Consider the following 18,166-nt stretch of genomic DNA (forward strand, 5'->3'; position numbering starts at 1 on the left):
ATTAGTTATAATTTTCAGAAAACTAATCGTTAGCAAGGGGTCTCTCAAGGGTTGGTATTGTACATATAATTGGGGAGGATACAAAAATGAAGAGAAAAAAGATGAAAAAGTTAACAGCAGTTGTAGTACCAGTTTTAGCGATGAGTGTTGCATTAACAGCGTGCTCTGGGTCAGGTGGGGAGAAGAAAACGACTACTACATCTAATAGTGGGGAAGAAAAAAAATCGGATATTAAATATGCAGCGAAGCAAGTATTAAATCGTACGGAAAACCAAGAAATTCCGACGATGGACACTTCTAAATCTACTGATACGTTAGGGGCACAAATTTTAGGGAACACAATGGAAGGATTATATCGTCTTGATAAAGATAATAAGCCTATTCCTGCTGCTGCAGAATCAAGTACGAAAAGCGAAGATGGTAAAAAATATACGTTTAAACTGCGTAAAGATGCGAAATGGTCAAATGGAGACCCTGTAACAGCGAAAGATTTCGTATATGGATGGCAGCGCTTACTTGATAAAAACACAGCTGCAGAATATGCGTTTATTGCCTACTATATTAAAAATGCAGAGGCAATTAATAAAGGTGAAAAACCTGCAACAGAATTAGGAGCAAAAGCTGTAGATGATTATACACTAGAAGTAGAATTAGAAAAGCCGGTACCGTACTTCTTAAATTTATTAGCATTCCCGTCATATTATCCTTTAAATGAAAAGTTCGTAAAAGAAAAAGGAGAGAAATTCGGTTTAGAAGCAGATACAATATTGTATAACGGGCCGTTTGTAATGGCATCGTGGAAGCATGAACAAGGTTGGCAGCTGAAGAAAAATGATAAGTATTGGGATAATAAGACTGTGAAATTAGAAGAAATTAATTACAGCGTTGTAAAAGAAGTGGCCACAAAAGTAAATTTATATGATACAGGATCGATTGACTTTACATTACTATCAGGAGAATTTGTAGATAAATATAAATCGAACAAAGATGAATATGGTGAGTATTCAGAAGCAAGTACATTCTTCTTACGTTTAAATCAAAAGCGTAACGGACAGGATACACCATTAAAGAGCAAAAAACTGCGTGAAGCAATTGCGTTATCAGTTGATAAAAAGGGCTTAGCAAACGTTATTTTAAATAATGGATCAAAAGCAACAGATCAATTGGTTCCAAAAGGGCTTGCGACAGGACCTGACGGTAAAGATTACCAAGATACGTTTAAAAATGGTCTGAAACAAGATACGAAAAAAGCAGCAGCTGCATGGGAAGAAGCGAAAAAGGAACTTGGAAAAGATCAAGTTACAATTGAATTACTAAGCTATGATGATGGAACTGCGAAAAAGATTGCTGATTATGTTAAAGATCAAATTGAGAAAAATTTAAAAGGTGTAACGATTAATACGAAAATTCAGCCGTTCAAACAAAAATTAAAATTAGAGTCAGCGCAAGATTATGAAATCTCTTATGCAGGCTGGAGCCCAGATTATGCGGATCCAATGACATTTATTGATATGTTTGACTCGAAGAGCCCGTATAACCAAATGAGTTATTCGAATCCGAAATACGATGAAATGGTGCAAAAAGCAGGTAATGAATTATTATCTGATCCGAAGAAGCGCTGGGAAACGTTAGGAAAAGCAGAAAAATTATTCCTTGAAGAAGATGCAGGATTAGTTCCTTTATATCAAACAGGAAGATCATATGTAATGAAACCGAATGTAAAAGGAATTGTGAAACACAACATTAGTCCAGAATATAGCTTTAAGTGGGCGTATGTAACTGAGGATGGCGGAAAGAAATAACATGAAAGCATTTCAAAAGCGGCTAATATGCTTTTGAAATGCTTTTTTTGTATGGATAGGAGAATAAGGAGCAGGGAAATTTTGAGGTCACTTTTAAAATTCTACCGTAGGAATAGTAGAAGGGATTCAATAAGATAGTTAGAGATTTCATTTTTATAAGAAAAATATAGAACTTAGCAATAGAGAAGAATAAGAGGAGATATGTTTACATATAGTAGACGGGGGATAATTCATATAGTAATTAAAAAAACAAGTTACTATAATAAAAAAATAAATATTTAGAAAATTTACAAAAATACTTTACAAAACTCAAAAAGATAGTAGAATATTAATTAATAAGAATTTTCTGATAACGAAAGTTAATAGAGAATCTCTAAATGTTAATATCGTACATATAATTGGGGAGGGTACAAAAAAATGAAGAGAAAAAAGATGACAAAATTAACAGCGGTTGTAGCACCAGTTCTAGTAATGAGTATGGCATTAACAGCTTGCTCGGGATCAGGGGAAAAAGAAAAGACGAACACAACGCCGAAAAGTAGTGAAAAAGAAGGCGGGAAATTAGCAGCAAAGCAAGTACTTAATTTAACAGAGAGCCAAGAGATTCCATCTATGGATTCTTCTAAAGCGACAGACCAAGTATCGTTTCTTGCTTTAAACAACGTAATGGAAGGTTTATATCGACTTGATAAAGATAATAAAGCAGCACCAGGGGTTGCTGAATCATATAAAAAGAGTGATGATGGTAAAAAATATACATTCACATTAAATAAAAATGCGAAATGGTCAAATGGAGAACCTGTAACAGCGAAGGATTTCGTGTTTGCTTGGAAACGTGCGGTAGATAAAAATACAGCAGCGGAATATGCATACATTATGTTTGATATCAAGAACGCAAAAGCAATTAATGACGGAAAAGCAGCGCTTGATACGCTAGGAGTAAAAGCTGTAGATGATTACACATTAGAAGTAGAATTAGAAAATCCAGTTCCTTACTTTGTAGAATTAACTTCATTCGGAACATTCTATCCGTTAAATGAAAAATTCCTAAAAGAAAAAGGTGAAAAATACGGTTTAGAGTCGGATACAACGTTGTATAACGGACCGTTTACATTAACAGACTGGAAACATGAAGAAGGTTGGAAGTTAAAGAAAAATGCACAATACTGGGATAATAAAACAGTTAAGTTAGAAGAAATCAACTTTAACGTAGTAAAAGATAGCGGTACACGTGTAAATTTATATGAAAGTGGACAAATCGATCGTGCAGCACTTACATCTGAAATGGTTGACAAATATAAATCAAATCCAGATTTCTTTACACAAAAAACACCGTCAACGTACTTCTTACGATTAAACCAAAAACGTGGTAATCAAGATACAGTATTAAAGAGCAAAGATTTACGTTTAGCGATTGCAATGGCATATGATAAAAAAGGCTTAACGAATGTAATTTTAAATGACGGATCTACACCTGCAGATTACTTAGTACCAAAAGAATTTGCGAAGAGTCCAGATGGAAAAGACTTCCGTAAAGATAACGGAGATATTTTAAAAACAGATGTGAAGAAAGCAAAAGAGCATTGGGAAAAAGCGAAAAAAGAACTTGGAAAAGAGCAAGTAACGATTGAGCTATTAAACTACGATAGCGATAACGCGAAAAAAGTAGGGGAGTTCTTAAAAGGAGAGCTTGAGAAGAACTTACCGGGCTTAACAGTGAATTTGAAAAACCAACCGTTTAAACAAAAATTAAAATTAGAATCAGATCTAGATTATGATTTATCTTACGCTGGTTGGGGACCTGACTACTTAGATCCAATGACATTCATTGATATGTTCGTTACAAATGGACCTCATAACCAAACTGGATATTCAAATCCGAAATATGATGAAATTGTAGAAAAAGGTAAAGGCGAGCTATTAACGAAAACGAAAGATCGCTGGGATAGCTTACTGAAAGCTGAAAAAATGTTACTTGAAGATGCTGCAATTGCACCGTTATACCAACGTGGTGATGCTCTAGTTCAAAGAGCGAAAGTAAAAGGTATTATTCACCACCCAGTTGGTGGAGATTACAGCTACAAATGGGCATATATTGGTGAAGATAAGTAAGAGAGAGGGCGCGCGATGCGCCCTTTTTTTATGCACTTTTCTTCCTTCCTGGAATATATAAAATAAAAAAGGGAGAATCCCATGAAACGAAACACATACATCGATTTCTTAGCTTACTACGGAATAGGGAGTGCTCATCCTGGTGGTTTTACGTTAACAAAACAATTATTATCTCAATTGCCACTTAGACATGGAGCTAGCGTCCTTGAGATAGGTTGCGGAACGGGGAAAACAGCGGCGTATATGACAAAAGAATTGGGTTATAAAGTGACAGCGGTTGAAAAGAATGAAATTATGATTCAAAAAGCGAAAGATAGATGGTTGTTTGATGGTTTGAATATACAATTGATTCAAGGAGATGTAGAAGGATTACCGTGTTTAAATGATTCATTTGAGCTTGTACTTGGAGAATCTATACTCGCTTTTACAAATAAAGAAAAGGTTATTTCGGAATGTTATCGTGTATTACAAAAGGATGGAAAGCTTGTTGTCATTGAAATGATTACCGAAAAACATATTGAGAAGAAAGAGGAAGAAAAGATTGGACGGTTATATGGTATGAAAGAATTATTAACTGAGAATGAGTGGATTCATTTATTTAAAGCAGCAAATTTTAAAAGAATTACAATTGCGGGTGGCGGAACTATTGCAGAAACAGTTGCAGGACATATGGAAGAACCAGAGTGGAATGTATCACCGTTTATTCCCGAAGAATTGTATGAAGCGTGGGTGCAACACGAACAAGTACTGCTTATGTATCAACATATTTTAGGACATCGCATTTTTATATGTGAAAAATAGAGAAAAAGAGTTGGCTAAAGATAGTCAACTCTTTACTATGTTAGATGAAAAATAATGCAGCCAAAGTAATTCCAAAAATAAAGCCAAATCCGAGTTCAAGGCCCCAGCCATCGCCGCCACAACCACCGCAACCACGACGGCCGCATCCGCAGCCACCGAATCCACCACCAAACCCACCGCCGCATCCAAATCCACAGCTGTCACATCTACTAAGACCACCGCAAATATCACATCCACCGTTTGAATATGCGTCATAGTATCCAAATCCTGTATCAAAAGATGAACGCCCTTTTACCGGTTCGATCCAAACAGAATCATTTGTCACGTCTACTATTTTACCTAAATGGATGCGACCGTCACGATCTTCAATTCGAACTACTTTTCCGAAATAACGTTGGCATGTATCATAACATTTTTGTCTATGCATGTTCTTTCCTCCTTCCCATTACAGTAATACGATATGTAAGGGGGACAAGTGCGGCTTGTATGAATGACCTACCTATCATAATTGTTATAGGAAAGGGGAAATATATGAAAAGGATATATAGTGAGGAGGAAATGAAATGAAATCTACAGATCAATTTCAGACGTACGAAGTTCCCTGGGAAGAATTTATAGAAGCATTGCGAGGTGAAATGAAGAAGCAAGTAGGAGCGGATATTATAGATACAGTAGTTTGTAATTTGGAAGATGGTTTTGAAGTGTATACATATGTGCAGGGTGATTTGGATTTCGAGTATACAGAAGCTCTTGAACGAAAATATGGGAGTGATGCGAAAATACCTAATTTGTTAACAGTTATGCTGGTAGCTAGCATTTATAATACGGGTGAAGAGAATATACGTTTACATGCAGATAATAAAGATAATCCAATTGTTGAGGTATATGTGAAGCAATGAAACACGCTGTGAAAGGCGTGTTTTTTATTTATATGATAAAATGTTAGAAAATTAAGAAAGAAGGTGAGCGAATTGAAAATTAATCATCTTAATTTAACAGTTACAGATGTAACAGCTGCTAGAGAATTTTTAGAAAAGTATTTTGGTTTAACTTGTGGTGGAACAACAGGAAATGGCTTCGCAGTTATGCGTGATAATGATGGGTTTATATTAACCTTAATGAAGGGAAAAGAAGTTCATTATCCAAAAACATTTCATGTAGGATTTCCACAAGAAAATGAAGAACAAGTTAATAAAATTAATCAAAGATTGAAGGAAGATGGATTTCCAGTCGAACCTCCTAAACATGCACATGCGTATACGTTTTATGTTGAAGCACCTGGAGGATATACAATTGAAGTGATGTGCTAATTAATAATCAAACTTTTTGTTAAGAGTTTTCAGTTTTAAAAGTAGGAAAAGTCTGTTTTGAGGATGGAGCTTAAACAGGCTTTTTTACCTATATAATTGGATAGAAAATGCTAGAAGGAATATTACCAAGTTATATATCTATTTACATAATAAAGTTATGGTGCGTTCGTTGTCCTAAAATACAAGTCATATATCTTGTTTCCCCTCATAAATTTAAACATAGGAATTTGTCTACAAAGGTGGCGAAGCCTCATCATGAAAATTCGAATTTGTGCCACGTTCATGTTGTTTCTATTTATATGTTTACCTTTTTCAGCTTTTGCAAAAGGAGAGGAGGCAAAGGAAAGGGTCGTTTCACTTGTATATGATGATTCGGGCAGCATGAGAAATAACGATCGCTGGAAGTATGCCAATTACGCCTTGCAAAGTTTAGTTGCGCTATTAGATGAGAAAGATAAATTTTCTTACGTTCCAATGAGTAAGCCAAATGATCCGTTAAACATTTCGTTAACAAAGGATCAAAGGCAAACAGAAATTAATGGAATCGGCGCGTGGAAAACATATTTAAATACTCCATTTAGCGCAGTAGAAACGGCGATGCAATCTATAAAGAAGGAAGCAGATATAGATGGGAAACGTGAATTTTGGCTTATTGTATTAACTGACGGGGCATTTAATGATTTGGAGAAAGATAAGATTGGCGGAAAAGAACAAATTACACAGAAGTTAGCACAGTTTAAGAAAGAGATGGATTTTAAAAAGATCTCTTTACACCCAGTTTTAATCACGATGGAAGAGGATTTAGGGCAGCAAGAGAAGCTGCAGTTAAATACGTTTAAAGAGATTTGGAAAAAAGAAATGAATGGAGTTGTCATGCCGTCTAGCGGTGAGGATGGTATTGTACAAAGTGTGAATCAAGTGGCAGCATTAGTTGCAAATCGTGATCCATTTTCTTCTGTTGAATCGATTGTCAAAACGAAAATAGTAGGGAAAAAAGTAGAGATTACAACACCGTTTCCATTAAAGCGTATGACGCTTGTACGACAATCACCTTCTTTGTCTAATTATAAAGTTATGCAACTTTCCAAACCGTTACAATTGCAGTCTTCTTTTTCTATACATGCACCCGGAGAAGCTAAATTATTCGGAAATATAGTGCATGTAAGTACAGCGAATCAGGAAGTGATTAAGCCAGGGACATATACGATAGAAGTGGATCAGGACATTGAGAAAGAGGGATTACAAGTACTTGTTGAACCAGCGCTTAATTATACTGTTTCTACGTATGACAAAGATGATAAAGATAGAAAAAATGTTGAGAAAATGTATGAAGGTGTGACAGCTGTTATTGAAGCGAAACCTACTGAATTACCAATTCAAACTTCTTATTTCGAAGCAGAAGTAGAAATAGACGGAAAGCAGTATCCGATGAAGTGGGATGATAAAAGACATGTGTTTTATTACGAGACAAAGGTTGGTAAAGAGTTAGTACGCGGGAAAGTCCATATGAATATAAAGGGATTTTATAGACAGACGAAAGAATTCAAGATTGAACCAGCTGAAAAACCAAAATTAACACTTCAAGCTGTTACGAAAGATTATGAAGAAAAGGTAACAAATTTAGAAAATAGTAAACCATTTATTTTACAGCCACAGTTAAATGGTAAACCGATGACAGAAGAGGCTGTAAAGAAATTATTAAAATCTACTGGTGTCACATCGAATCAATCGATCAACTATGAATTAAAACAGCATGGTAGTCAAGTTTATGTTTATCCTCGACCTTATTACTCCGACACATTCAATTTTACAGATACCGGCACCGTAGAGGCTACCATCACGATCAATGATTCAAAATTACAAGAAGTAAAGGAAAAGATTATACTGCACATTGAAAATGCGCCGTTTTTTGAGAAGTATGCGCTCGTTTTTAAATTTGTAATTCCTATCACTTTATTACTTTTAATAGTAGGAATTATTATTTTAGGATGGATTGTTCGTCCGAGATTTCATAGGAAAGCATTACTATATTACGAATGGGATCAAGAAGTAGCGAAAGATTGGCTTTATCAATCTGAACCAGAGTTACTTAAAAATAAATGGTGGAAGCACTATTTTGGCATTCCATTCCGAGCAGAAAGAAAGACGGTGCAATCTGTAACATTAATAGCGAAAAAAGGATCGAAATCTATATTTGTAGCGAAAGAATCGCAAGTAGTTGGGATGATTATTGATGGAATGTTTATTACAGAGGAAGAGGTAGGAATGGAGCATAAGACGTTGTATCCAAATGAACTTTTAGTAATTGATAGAGGATATGGTAAGGAGATTTACCGGTATGAATGTGAATAATAGATAAGGTATAAGGGAGACGGAGGCAGAGTGGCCCTCTTTATCCTTTTTTTCAAACAAGCACGAATAGGAAGGTGGTTCACATGACATTACAAGTTCCAACGATATTAATTGGCTTAGGTGGAATCGGTAGTACTGTCACACATCAAATATATGAAAGATTACCTGAGGAGCGTCGTAAAAAGGTAGCGATGCATGTATTTGATACAGATGTGAATACATTGAGTAAATTTGATCATATTCGGAAGTTTAAGACGCAAACGAGCTCGAGTAAAACACCGAGAGAGTATATTGCGGGAGATCCAACGATTCCAGAGTGGTTCCCAATGGACCCGACTATACTTGATAAACCGTTAACGGAAGGAGCGGGACAGTTACGTGTCATTTCCCGTTTAGCGTTGCGTGCAGCGATGAAAGAAGATAAACTCACATCGTTTTGGCAAGAAATCGAGAAGATTTTTCCAGTTACAAGTGATCAGACGGAATATGGTGTGCGTGTCATTATTGTAACGTCGCTAGCTGGCGGAACAGGCTCAGGGATGTTTTTACAAATCGCATTATATTTGCGTGAAATGCTCCGGAAAAAATTGCAGCATCACAACATTTTAATTCGCGGTGCGTTTTTAATGCCCGATGTTTTAGTTAAGACGAGAACGGTTAGTGCGAAAGAGTTTGAAACTGTGCAAGCGAATGGTTATGCATCGTTAAAAGAGTTGCACGCTATTACGCTCGGGTCGACTGGTGAATTATCAAAACGAGGCGGCGTAACGATTGAATTAGAATATCGTCCTGATCAAGTGGATGAAGATGGAAGAACAAATCATACGATAAAGCAGCATCATTTACCGTACAATTATTGTTTCTTATATGATTATGAAAATTTACATGGGCACCATTTGCACAATTTATCGGATTATATGGAGCAAATGGCAAATACGATTTATTTACAGTTATTCAGTCCAATGTCTGCAAATCATTTTGCACAAGAAGATAATCAAATTCAGCAATTGGCAGAATCGAGTGGGAAAGGGAGATATTGCGGAGCAGGAACGGCGAAGCTCATTTATCCGTATGAGCACGTTTTGAAATACTGTGCTTTAAAATGGGCGGTGCAAGGTTTAGATGAATCTTGGCTTCATTTAGATCAACTGTTTCAAGAGAAGAAGCAAAGATATGATCAGGATGTAAAGCGCGGTATGCAGCGTGAAAAGCCAGAGCGCGGGAAAAGTTATTTAGAAGATTTAGAGCATCTTGCTACTCGTCCAGAGCAGGCCCATATTTTTTATAGACAAATGTTCAATGAGACGCGCGAAGGGGCAGAGGGCGGTAAGGTCGGTGTTGCAAAATCAAAATTGTTTTTAGATGCTGTAGAGAGTTACGTACACCGTACAGTGCAAAAAGATGAAGAATTAAACCGCCTGCAGCATGAGTGTAAAATATCGGCTGCGAAACTGAAAATGATGGAACAAATGAAAGGTGAAGTAGCGAGAGTTGATCATGCGGTTCGTTTATATGCTTATGCGATTCCGAGCCGTGTACATGAGCATGTGACTACACTTTTATATGACATGGTCGAATCAGACCGCTTTATACCGAGTGGCTCAGAAGGACAGTCTTATCAATTAAATACATGGTTTTTAAAGAAAACGGATCCGGTTCATCCTGTCGCAGCACGTTTTATGCTGTATGAAATTCGAAAGCAGTTAGTAGAGAAGATGAATCGATTGCATGAAAATAATGAACAAAAGCGTAATTTAATTCAAAACTACGATAAGAAATTTAATGTGAGTAATATTGATGGAACGGTAACGGCTGTTCGCCGCGTTGAAATTGCCCAGCAACAAGGCTGGGTCGGGAAAATGTTTTATAATCAGCAACGTTTGTTCAAAAAAGAATTTGAAGATATCGTAACGCAATATGTCCACAAATTAAGTGAGTATCGTAAAGAAATGTTATTAGAACTCGTGTATCAATCGCTATACCAAGCAGTTGATAAAATGATCCAATATTGGGAAAGATTCTTTGATAATTTACATGAAACACGTGAAAATTTATTGTTTGAAATCCAAAAGCGAAGCAAGGAATTTGAGGGGAAAACGAACCCGACGAATGTATACGTATTAGCTGAAGAGAAATTGCAAGAAAAGATTTGGCAAGATATGCAGCAACATTTGAATTTAGGTGTATTACCGAAAGATATATCGGCCGAAATTTATATGAGCTTGTACGGGGAATATTGTCGTGATGCGAAAGCCGAAGAAATTCAGTCGAAAAAGGTGGAAGACTTCTACCGTGAACATATATTGAGTTATTGTTATGACGAACTTCAAGTGCGCTATCGTGACAAACTAGAGCTTAATATCGTTGAAGCATTGCGAAAAGAAGCAGATTTCAAGAAACGTGATCGTGATGAATATGTTCGTGAAAAAATTGAAGATCTTTTCCATTTAGCAAGTCCGTTCGTTCCAAAAGTTTCTCATCATAGAGAGTTACAATATTGGGGCGTACATCCATCTTTAAAACAAGAATTGCAAGAAGAGTTATTGCAAGAAATGTTTAAAGAAAAAGATACGGTAAACGAGGCGTTTTCACCATTTGAAGTGATTTGTTATCGTGCTCATTACGGATTATCTCTACAAGATTTTCCTAAGCTTTCATCTGGACATATTGCGAATGGTTTTATGAACGATAAAGGTGATTATTTTCAATCGTATTATCGCCGCGTGAACAAATTAAATAGTAAAAAATCTAGTTTGACGCCGCATTTAGATAAATATTGGCACTTACCAGCCTTTATGCCAGACTTGAATGCAACGCAAACGAAGTTAGATTACGATAAATGTAATCGTGCTCTTCTATACGCATATATGTATCGCTGGATTAGCTTAGTGGCTGTAGATGGACAGTTCGTGTATCAATATAACGGTGTCGGCCGTAGCTTTTTAATCCAGTCGATGGGGAAAAATATTTCAAGCGAAAGTTATAAGTTGCACAGAGCATTGCTTCATAATCCGTTTATTTATGAAAATATCTTGTCCAGGTTTGAAGAAGAGCAAGAAAAGGCAATGATACAAGGTGGGCATTTATATACACATGCATTTGTATTAGGTGCTCAAGATATTAGATGGCTTCGTAAAGAGCATGTCCATAATATTTTAGATATGATTTTAATGTATGATCGTGAGGCAAAATATGACCCGACGTTAGAAGAAACATCTGACGATTTGTTAAGGCTATTCCTTGATGAAATTGAGCTGTATTTCCAAAACTATTACGGAACAGGTGCAGATATGGTCGCAAAGAAAGAGAAAGAGATGTTTATGAAACAATTGTGGGATCGTTCGTATGCGAAAGGGTATGTGGATCCAAATAGTGCGCCTTATAAAAAATGGCAAAATGTATTACATGTTCCCGATGAAGAAGAAGTGCCAAAAACGAATGTATAATGAGTGAAAAGGGAATCCTTAAGAATGGCAATACAACTTTAGAAATGAGGGATTCCGATGCCGTTTTTAGGAAGTGTATATCAAATATTTGGATTATATCCAGAAATTTATCATGCGATGATTTCAGCAGAGCTGCAAGAAGAAGCTCAAAAGGAACATATCAATAATAATAGTACAGAAATTGAAGCGGAAGAATAAAGCGCAGATGAACACCTGCGCTTTTTTTATTGTCCTAAGTGAAAATACTGTTTGCAATTTGTAGGAAAGTTAATCGGTCTAACAAGATGAGTAATTATTTCTATATAACGAATCGGCTGGTTTTATCGTGTTTGTATATGGGGATTTCATTGAGTACGATGTATAAAAATGAATTCCGAAATAATATAAAATGTATTGAAATGGGAATTAACAGTATTTTCAAGTGGTATCGTATATTTTGGAATACTATTTTGTTTATAATTATTCGATGTGGGTGAATTAATTATATTGTTGACAATATAATTAATCGTGTGATAAATTCAATCAATCTTCTAAAAACATGCTTGTTAACAAGCGTATTTTTAGAAGATTGATTTTTCTGATTTTTAGGCATGTAATTTGTGGAGTTTATATAGGGAGTGAAAGTAAAGTATGAATATTATTAATGTGTAATAGCAACAGTAATAAAGATTGTAATGATTGACACTCCCACCCCTAAAGGGGCCAGCTGACTAACGTCAGTGGGATTCTTGCTACCAAAGGCGAAGTCCATTTCTGGTATCGCTGACGTGCAAGATTGCGGTGTGCCATCACCACTCCCACAACAGACCATATAGGTTCGTGGGCTACGGTACTGTGACCATACCGTACAGATTGTTGGTTCTCAAATGTTTTTACGTCTTTTGCATGACTATAAATAAAGTATACCATGTTTTGCTATGCAAAAACGATGCTTTCATCCCACGTCTAAAGACGGACTAAAGTCCTGCGTGGGCTTTCCCGCATCATAAATTCTGTAAGGGATAATTTTGAAAAAGAGGTTTCTACGAATGAGTTTATTTATAAAGAAAGCAATGAATGAAGAAAAGAAAAACGTGTTACAGCAAACTTTAGGAGCAATTGATTTAACGCTTTTAGGAATTGGAGCAATTATTGGTACAGGCATTTTCGTATTAACAGGTATTGTAGCAGCGAAACATGCTGGTCCAGCAATTGTATTATCTTTCATGTTAGCTGCAATTGTATGTGCTTGTGTAGCCTTTTGTTATGCTGAATTTGCATCTACAGTCCCGGTCTCAGGAAGTGTGTATTCGTATACGTATATGACATTAGGTGAGATTTTTGCTTTTATAGTTGGCTGGTGTGTTATGTTAGAGTACTTATTAGCTACTTCTGCGGTGGCGGCGGGATGGTCAGCCTATTTTCAGTCATTGCTACTAGGGTTTAATATTCATATTCCGGCAATCGTTGCTTCTGCACCAGGGATGGGGAATGGCGGGATTATCGACTTGCCAGCTGTTATTATTATTTTAGTTGTTACATTTTTACTAAGTCGTGGTGTGAAAGAAAGTGCACGTATAAATAATATAATGGTTATTATTAAACTGGCTGTTATTTTAGTATTTATTATTGTAGGAGCAAACTATGTAAAGCCAGAGAATTGGCAGCCGTTTCTTCCTTTTGGATACCATGGTGTTATTGGAGGAGCTGCTACTGTATTTTTTGCCTTTTTAGGTTTCGATGCAGTTGCAACAGCAGCAGAGGAAGTGAAACGCCCCCAACGTAACGTTCCAATTGGATTACTTGTCTCTTTATGCATTTGTACAATTCTTTATGTTGGTGTTTCATTCGTGTTAACAGGAATGGTTCCATTTACAGATTTGAATGTAGCTGATCCAGTTGCATATGCACTGCGTATTGTAGGAGAGGATAGAATTGCTGGTCTATTATCAGTTGGAGCGATAGCTGGTTTAACAACAGTTCTGTTAGTTGCTATGTTCGCATTTGTTCGAGTATCATACTCGATGAGCCGAGATGGATTATTACCAAAAAGATTTTCGAGCGTTCATAAACGTTATCAAACACCATTTTTTAATACATGGATTACGGGTATTCTTGCGGCTGTATTAGCAGGTTTATTGGACTTGAATTTGTTGGCAAATTTAGTGAATGTGGGAACGATAACAGCTTTTATATTTGTATCTATAGCTGTCATTGTATTAAGGAAGACACATCCTAATTTGAAAAGACCGTTCCGTGCTCCGTTAGTTCCATTCTTACCTATACTTGCGATAGTAAGTTGTTTATATTTAGCATTAAATCTTTCTAAAACCACTTTAATCAGTTTTGCAATTTGGGTTATTGTAGGTATTTTTATCTATTTTATATACGCGAAAAAACATAGTAAGATTAGAAATAGAGTATAAGGTATTACAATGATGGCTGTAGGTTAAAAAGTTTTATTTTTTTCCTATAGCCATTTTTATTTGTGCGCACCTTGTTTTCGTGTTAACATAAAGCGAATTTTTTAAGGGAGAGAAAGAGATGAAATGGATTTATTTTATTATTATCAACGTTATAGCATTTAGTATGATGGGGCTTGATAAGCGAAAAGCAAAGAAAAAGCAGTGGAGAACGCCAGAAAGTACGTTGTTTTTATCAGCTGCAGCTGGAGGAGCGGTTGGAGCTTGGATTGGTATGTATATGTTTCATCATAAGACACATAAAAGTAAATTTGTCTTCGGTATTCCGGCGCTCGTTATTATAACAGTAGGAGTGTTTTTATACATATAACGGATTTGCAAGAGGAATGTCGAAAGAAATGCAGATTGAATATTGGTAAAGTAAGCATGTGAGACTTTATAATGAAGAAAAAAAGAGAAGAGGAGAAAAAGAAAGATGGGGAGTCAGGCGGCACAACAAAAGCAGGGGATTATATATGCGGCGGGTGCGTATACGATGTGGGGAGTCCTTCCGATTTATTGGAAATGGGTGGAGGAAGTACCGGCAGATGAAATATTAGCGCATCGCATCGTTTGGGCATTTGTTTTTATGTTGTTAGTTTTAGGAGTAACGAAGAGGTTTCGTCAGTTTGGTGGGGAGTTAGTGGCCCTTTTTAAACGACCTAAATTATTAATGTCATTAACAATTGCTTCGGTACTTATTAGTGGAAACTGGTTTGTATACATATGGGCCGTAAATCATAACCATGTAATCGAAGCAAGTCTTGGGTATTATATTAATCCACTTATAAGTATTTTACTTGGTACAGTTGTTTTAAAAGAGAAGCTTAATTTTTGGCAATATGTTGCGGTTGGTTTAGCTGGATTGGGCGTTGTTATTTTAACGATACGTTTCGGATCAATTCCATGGGTTTCTCTTTCACTTGCTTTTTCATTTGGATTATATGGATTAACGAAAAAATTATTAAATTATGATGCAACAATTGGGCTTACGATGGAAACGATGTTAGTGACGCCATTTGCACTTATATATTTGTTTATGACAGGAGTTCATGGCTTTGGTTCGTTCGGTTCTATTTCGGCAATATCAACGTTTCTTTTAATAGGGGCAGGTATTGTTACAGCGTTACCACTCTTTTATTTTGCTAAAGGAGCACAACTTATTCCGCTCTATATGATAGGATTTTTACAATACATCGCGCCGACTATTAGTTTAATTTTAGGTGTGTTCGTTTTTGGTGAACATTTCACATCTACTCATATGATTGCGTTTTTCTGTATATGGATTGCTTTATTTGTCTTTTCAATGGCGAAAACAAAGTTTCTACTACAGAAGCAACCAAAATTTATTAAAAATAAATCAGCAAAAGTATCATAATGCGTAGTATTTTCTACGCATTTTTCTTTATACTTATATTATATAGAAATTCCATTATAGTCAGTGAGGAGCTGAAAAACATGGAAACAATTTTACATAATGATCCACTTATAGCAGCTATAATTTCTTGGTTTTTAGCACAGTTAACGAAAGTCGTTTTTAAATTAATAAAAACAGGCGAGTTTGATTTTGCTAAGTTCTTTGCTTCAGGTGGAATGCCAAGTTCGCATGCTTCGACTGTTACTGCACTTGCTACAGGTGTCGGAGTGGTGGAAGGTGTGGAGAGTCCAATATTTGCGGTTGCCGCTATTTTTGCCATTATTGTTATGTACGATGCTTCAGGAGTAAGGCTTGCGGTTAGTAAGCAAGCGAAAATATTGAATGATTTTTTTCATGGTAGACAAACAGAATATAAAAAGTTAAATGAGCTCGTTGGACATACACCGTATCAAGTTGTTGTTGGTGCACTATTAGGAATTGTTGTCGGGGTTGGGTATTGTTTGTAAGCAGAATGTGTGTAATACACATTCTGCTTTTCTTTGCTTTCATACATATTTAGCTAAGTTTTCGAATATCGTATACGGACTTAGAAAGGGTAGGTGAGTGGTGTGCTACTATATGACAAAGTGCATGAGGAGATAGAGCGGAGAACGACTGCACTTCAAACGATGCAAAGGCAAGACGGAACGTGGTCATTTTGTTTTGAAGGAGCTTTGCTAACGGATTGTCATATGATTTTTTTACTCAAATTATTAGGGCGAAATGACGAAATAGAACCGTTTGTGAAAAGGTTAGCATCTCTTCAAACAAATGAAGGGACTTGGAAATTATATGAAGATGAAAAGGAAGGGAATTTATCCGCGACGATTCAAGCATATGCTGCTTTACTTGCTTCGGAAAAATATTCGAAAGAAGATATGCATATGAGGCGAGCTGAAATGTTTATTAAGGAACACGGGGGAGTTTCTCGTGCTCATTTTATGACGAAATTTTTATTAGCGATTCATGGAGAATATGAATTTCCTGCGCTTTTTCACTTTCCAACGCCAATCTTATTTTTACAAGATGACTCCCCCCTCAGTATATTTGGGCTAAGCAGCTCAGCACGTATACATTTAATTCCAATGATGATTTGTATGAATAAGAGATTCCGTGTAGAGAAAAAGTTATTGCCAAATTTAAATCATATTGCAGGCGAAGGTGGACAATGGTTTCGAGAGGAGCGGTCTCCGCTGTTTCAATCGTTTGTAGGTGATGTAAAAAAGGTAATATCGTATCCATTATCGTTACATCATAAAGGATACGAAGAAGTAGAGCGCTTTATGAAGGAGCGTATAGATGAAAATGGAACATTATATAGTTACGCCAGTGCTACGTTTTATATGATTTATGCTTTGCTTGCATTAGGGCACTCTATTCAGTCTCCAATTATTGAGAAAGCTGTGACAGGATTAAAATCTTATATATGGAAGATGGACAGAGGAAGTCATTTGCAAAATTCTCCTTCTACCGTATGGGATACCGCTTTACTTAGCTATTCATTGCAAGAAGCTAAAGTTACAAATGAAAATAAGATGATTCAAAGGGCGACAGAGTATTTATTGCAAAAACAACAAACTAAAAAGGTAGATTGGAGCGTACATGCATCATCACTTGTAGCTGGCGGTTGGGGATTTTCAGATGTTAATACGACGATCCCTGATATAGACGATACTACAGCTGCCCTTAGAGCGTTAGCGCGAAGTAGAGGGAATGATAGAGTAGATGATGCGTGGGGAAGAGGCGTGGAATGGATAAAAGGATTGCAAAACAATGATGGAGGCTGGGGAGCTTTTGAACGAGGGGTAACGAGCAAGTTACTATCGAATTTGCCGATTGAAAATGCGAGTGATATGATAACCGATCCGTCCACACCAGATATTACAGGTAGGGTGTTAGAATTATTCGGAACGTATGCACCGAATGAATTGCCTAAAGAGCAAAAAAAGAAAGCTATCAAATGGTTAATGGATGTACAGGAACAGAATGGATCATGGTATGGAAAATGGGGGATATGTTATATATACGGGACATGGGCAACGATGACAGGCTTACGTGCATTAGAAGTGCCTTCTACTCATCCATCGTTGAAAAAAGCAGCTTCATGGCTCGAGCATTTGCAGCATGAAGACGGAGGGTGGGGAGAATCCTGTCAAAGTAGTGTAGAGAAAAAATTTATTTCTTTACCCTTTAGCACGCCGTCACAAACAGCGTGGGCACTTGATGCACTTATTTCTTACTACGATCAAGAAACACCGATTATTCGAAAAGGAATTTCATATTTGCTCGCGCAGTCTACTATGAATGAAAAATATCCTACTGGTACAGGGTTACCGGGTGGCTTTTATATTCGCTACCATAGTTATGGGCATATATATCCGTTACTTGCTTTAGCGCACTATGTAAAGAAATATAGAAAATAAACCGAGAGATACTCTCGGTTTATTTTGATGGGTAGTAGGTCCCTGTTGAAAAGAATAAGGAA

14 protein-coding genes are annotated in these 18,166 nt (G+C 36.5%); 13 read left to right on the top strand and 1 reads right to left on the bottom strand.

From position 1 onward, the window contains the following. Positions 1-86: 86 nt before the first annotated feature. From MKX77_RS07090 to MKX77_RS07100, 3 genes are all read left to right on the top strand, one after another. A complete protein-coding gene (locus MKX77_RS07090) occupies positions 87-1,802 on the top strand; it encodes a peptide ABC transporter substrate-binding protein (protein WP_215553788.1) in 1,716 nt (571 codons plus the stop codon). 417 nt (positions 1,803-2,219) lie between these two features. Next, positions 2,220-3,914 (top strand): peptide ABC transporter substrate-binding protein, encoded by a 1,695-nt coding sequence (locus tag MKX77_RS07095; protein ID WP_215553787.1) that lies wholly within the window; start codon positions 2,220-2,222, stop codon positions 3,912-3,914. An 81-nt stretch (positions 3,915-3,995) separates the two neighbouring features. Further along, a complete protein-coding gene (locus tag MKX77_RS07100) occupies positions 3,996-4,715 on the top strand; it encodes a class I SAM-dependent methyltransferase (RefSeq protein ID WP_215553786.1) in 720 nt (239 codons plus the stop codon). A gap of 40 nt (positions 4,716-4,755) precedes the next feature. On the opposite strand, the gene MKX77_RS07105 is transcribed toward MKX77_RS07100, so the two are convergent. Continuing rightward, the gene (locus tag MKX77_RS07105) at positions 4,756-5,142 is read right to left on the bottom strand and encodes a hypothetical protein (protein WP_341306145.1); all 387 of its coding nucleotides are present in this window, start codon (positions 5,140-5,142) and stop codon (positions 4,756-4,758) included. 136 nt (positions 5,143-5,278) lie between these two features. Here MKX77_RS07105 and MKX77_RS07110 point away from each other — a divergent pair, with 136 nt between their 5' ends. The 10 genes from MKX77_RS07110 to MKX77_RS07155 all read left to right on the top strand — a co-directional run bounded on the left by MKX77_RS07110 (position 5,279) and on the right by MKX77_RS07155 (position 18,104). After that, complete coding sequence (locus tag MKX77_RS07110) at positions 5,279-5,614, top strand: hypothetical protein (protein WP_002185200.1); 336 nt, start codon at positions 5,279-5,281, stop codon at positions 5,612-5,614. Positions 5,615-5,686: 72 nt separating this feature from the next. Next, positions 5,687-6,025 carry a VOC family protein gene (locus tag MKX77_RS07115; RefSeq protein WP_215553783.1) on the top strand — a complete coding sequence of 113 codons (339 nt, stop codon included), beginning with the start codon at positions 5,687-5,689 and terminating at the stop codon, positions 6,023-6,025. Positions 6,026-6,280: 255 nt separating this feature from the next. Next, positions 6,281-8,377, top strand: coding sequence for a vWA domain-containing protein (locus MKX77_RS07120; RefSeq protein WP_341306146.1), 2,097 nt, complete (start codon positions 6,281-6,283; stop codon positions 8,375-8,377). Positions 8,378-8,460: 83 nt separating this feature from the next. Next, on the top strand, positions 8,461-11,823 hold the full coding sequence (locus MKX77_RS07125) for a tubulin-like doman-containing protein (protein ID WP_078174157.1): 3,363 nt from the start codon (positions 8,461-8,463) through the stop codon (positions 11,821-11,823). A 57-nt stretch (positions 11,824-11,880) separates the two neighbouring features. Then, complete coding sequence (locus MKX77_RS07130) at positions 11,881-12,021, top strand: hypothetical protein (RefSeq protein ID WP_002121303.1); 141 nt, start codon at positions 11,881-11,883, stop codon at positions 12,019-12,021. Positions 12,022-12,851: 830 nt separating this feature from the next. Continuing rightward, positions 12,852-14,228 (top strand): APC family permease, encoded by a 1,377-nt coding sequence (locus MKX77_RS07135; protein WP_016105811.1) that lies wholly within the window; start codon positions 12,852-12,854, stop codon positions 14,226-14,228. A gap of 118 nt (positions 14,229-14,346) precedes the next feature. Then, positions 14,347-14,595 (top strand): DUF1294 domain-containing protein, encoded by a 249-nt coding sequence (locus MKX77_RS07140; protein ID WP_002111093.1) that lies wholly within the window; start codon positions 14,347-14,349, stop codon positions 14,593-14,595. Positions 14,596-14,700: 105 nt separating this feature from the next. Further along, positions 14,701-15,642 (top strand): EamA family transporter RarD, encoded by a 942-nt coding sequence (gene rarD, locus MKX77_RS07145; RefSeq protein ID WP_341306147.1) that lies wholly within the window; start codon positions 14,701-14,703, stop codon positions 15,640-15,642. An 80-nt stretch (positions 15,643-15,722) separates the two neighbouring features. Continuing rightward, on the top strand, positions 15,723-16,148 hold the full coding sequence (locus MKX77_RS07150; protein WP_000447809.1) for a divergent PAP2 family protein: 426 nt from the start codon (positions 15,723-15,725) through the stop codon (positions 16,146-16,148). Positions 16,149-16,250: 102 nt separating this feature from the next. Further along, on the top strand, positions 16,251-18,104 hold the full coding sequence (locus MKX77_RS07155) for a terpene cyclase/mutase family protein (protein ID WP_341306148.1): 1,854 nt from the start codon (positions 16,251-16,253) through the stop codon (positions 18,102-18,104). The last annotated feature ends 62 nt before the right edge of the window (positions 18,105-18,166 follow it).

Origin of the sequence: Bacillus sp. FSL R9-9410, assembly GCF_038050385.1 — a bacterium.
Classification (GTDB): Bacteria; Bacillota; Bacilli; order Bacillales; family Bacillaceae_G; genus Bacillus_A; species Bacillus_A cereus_U.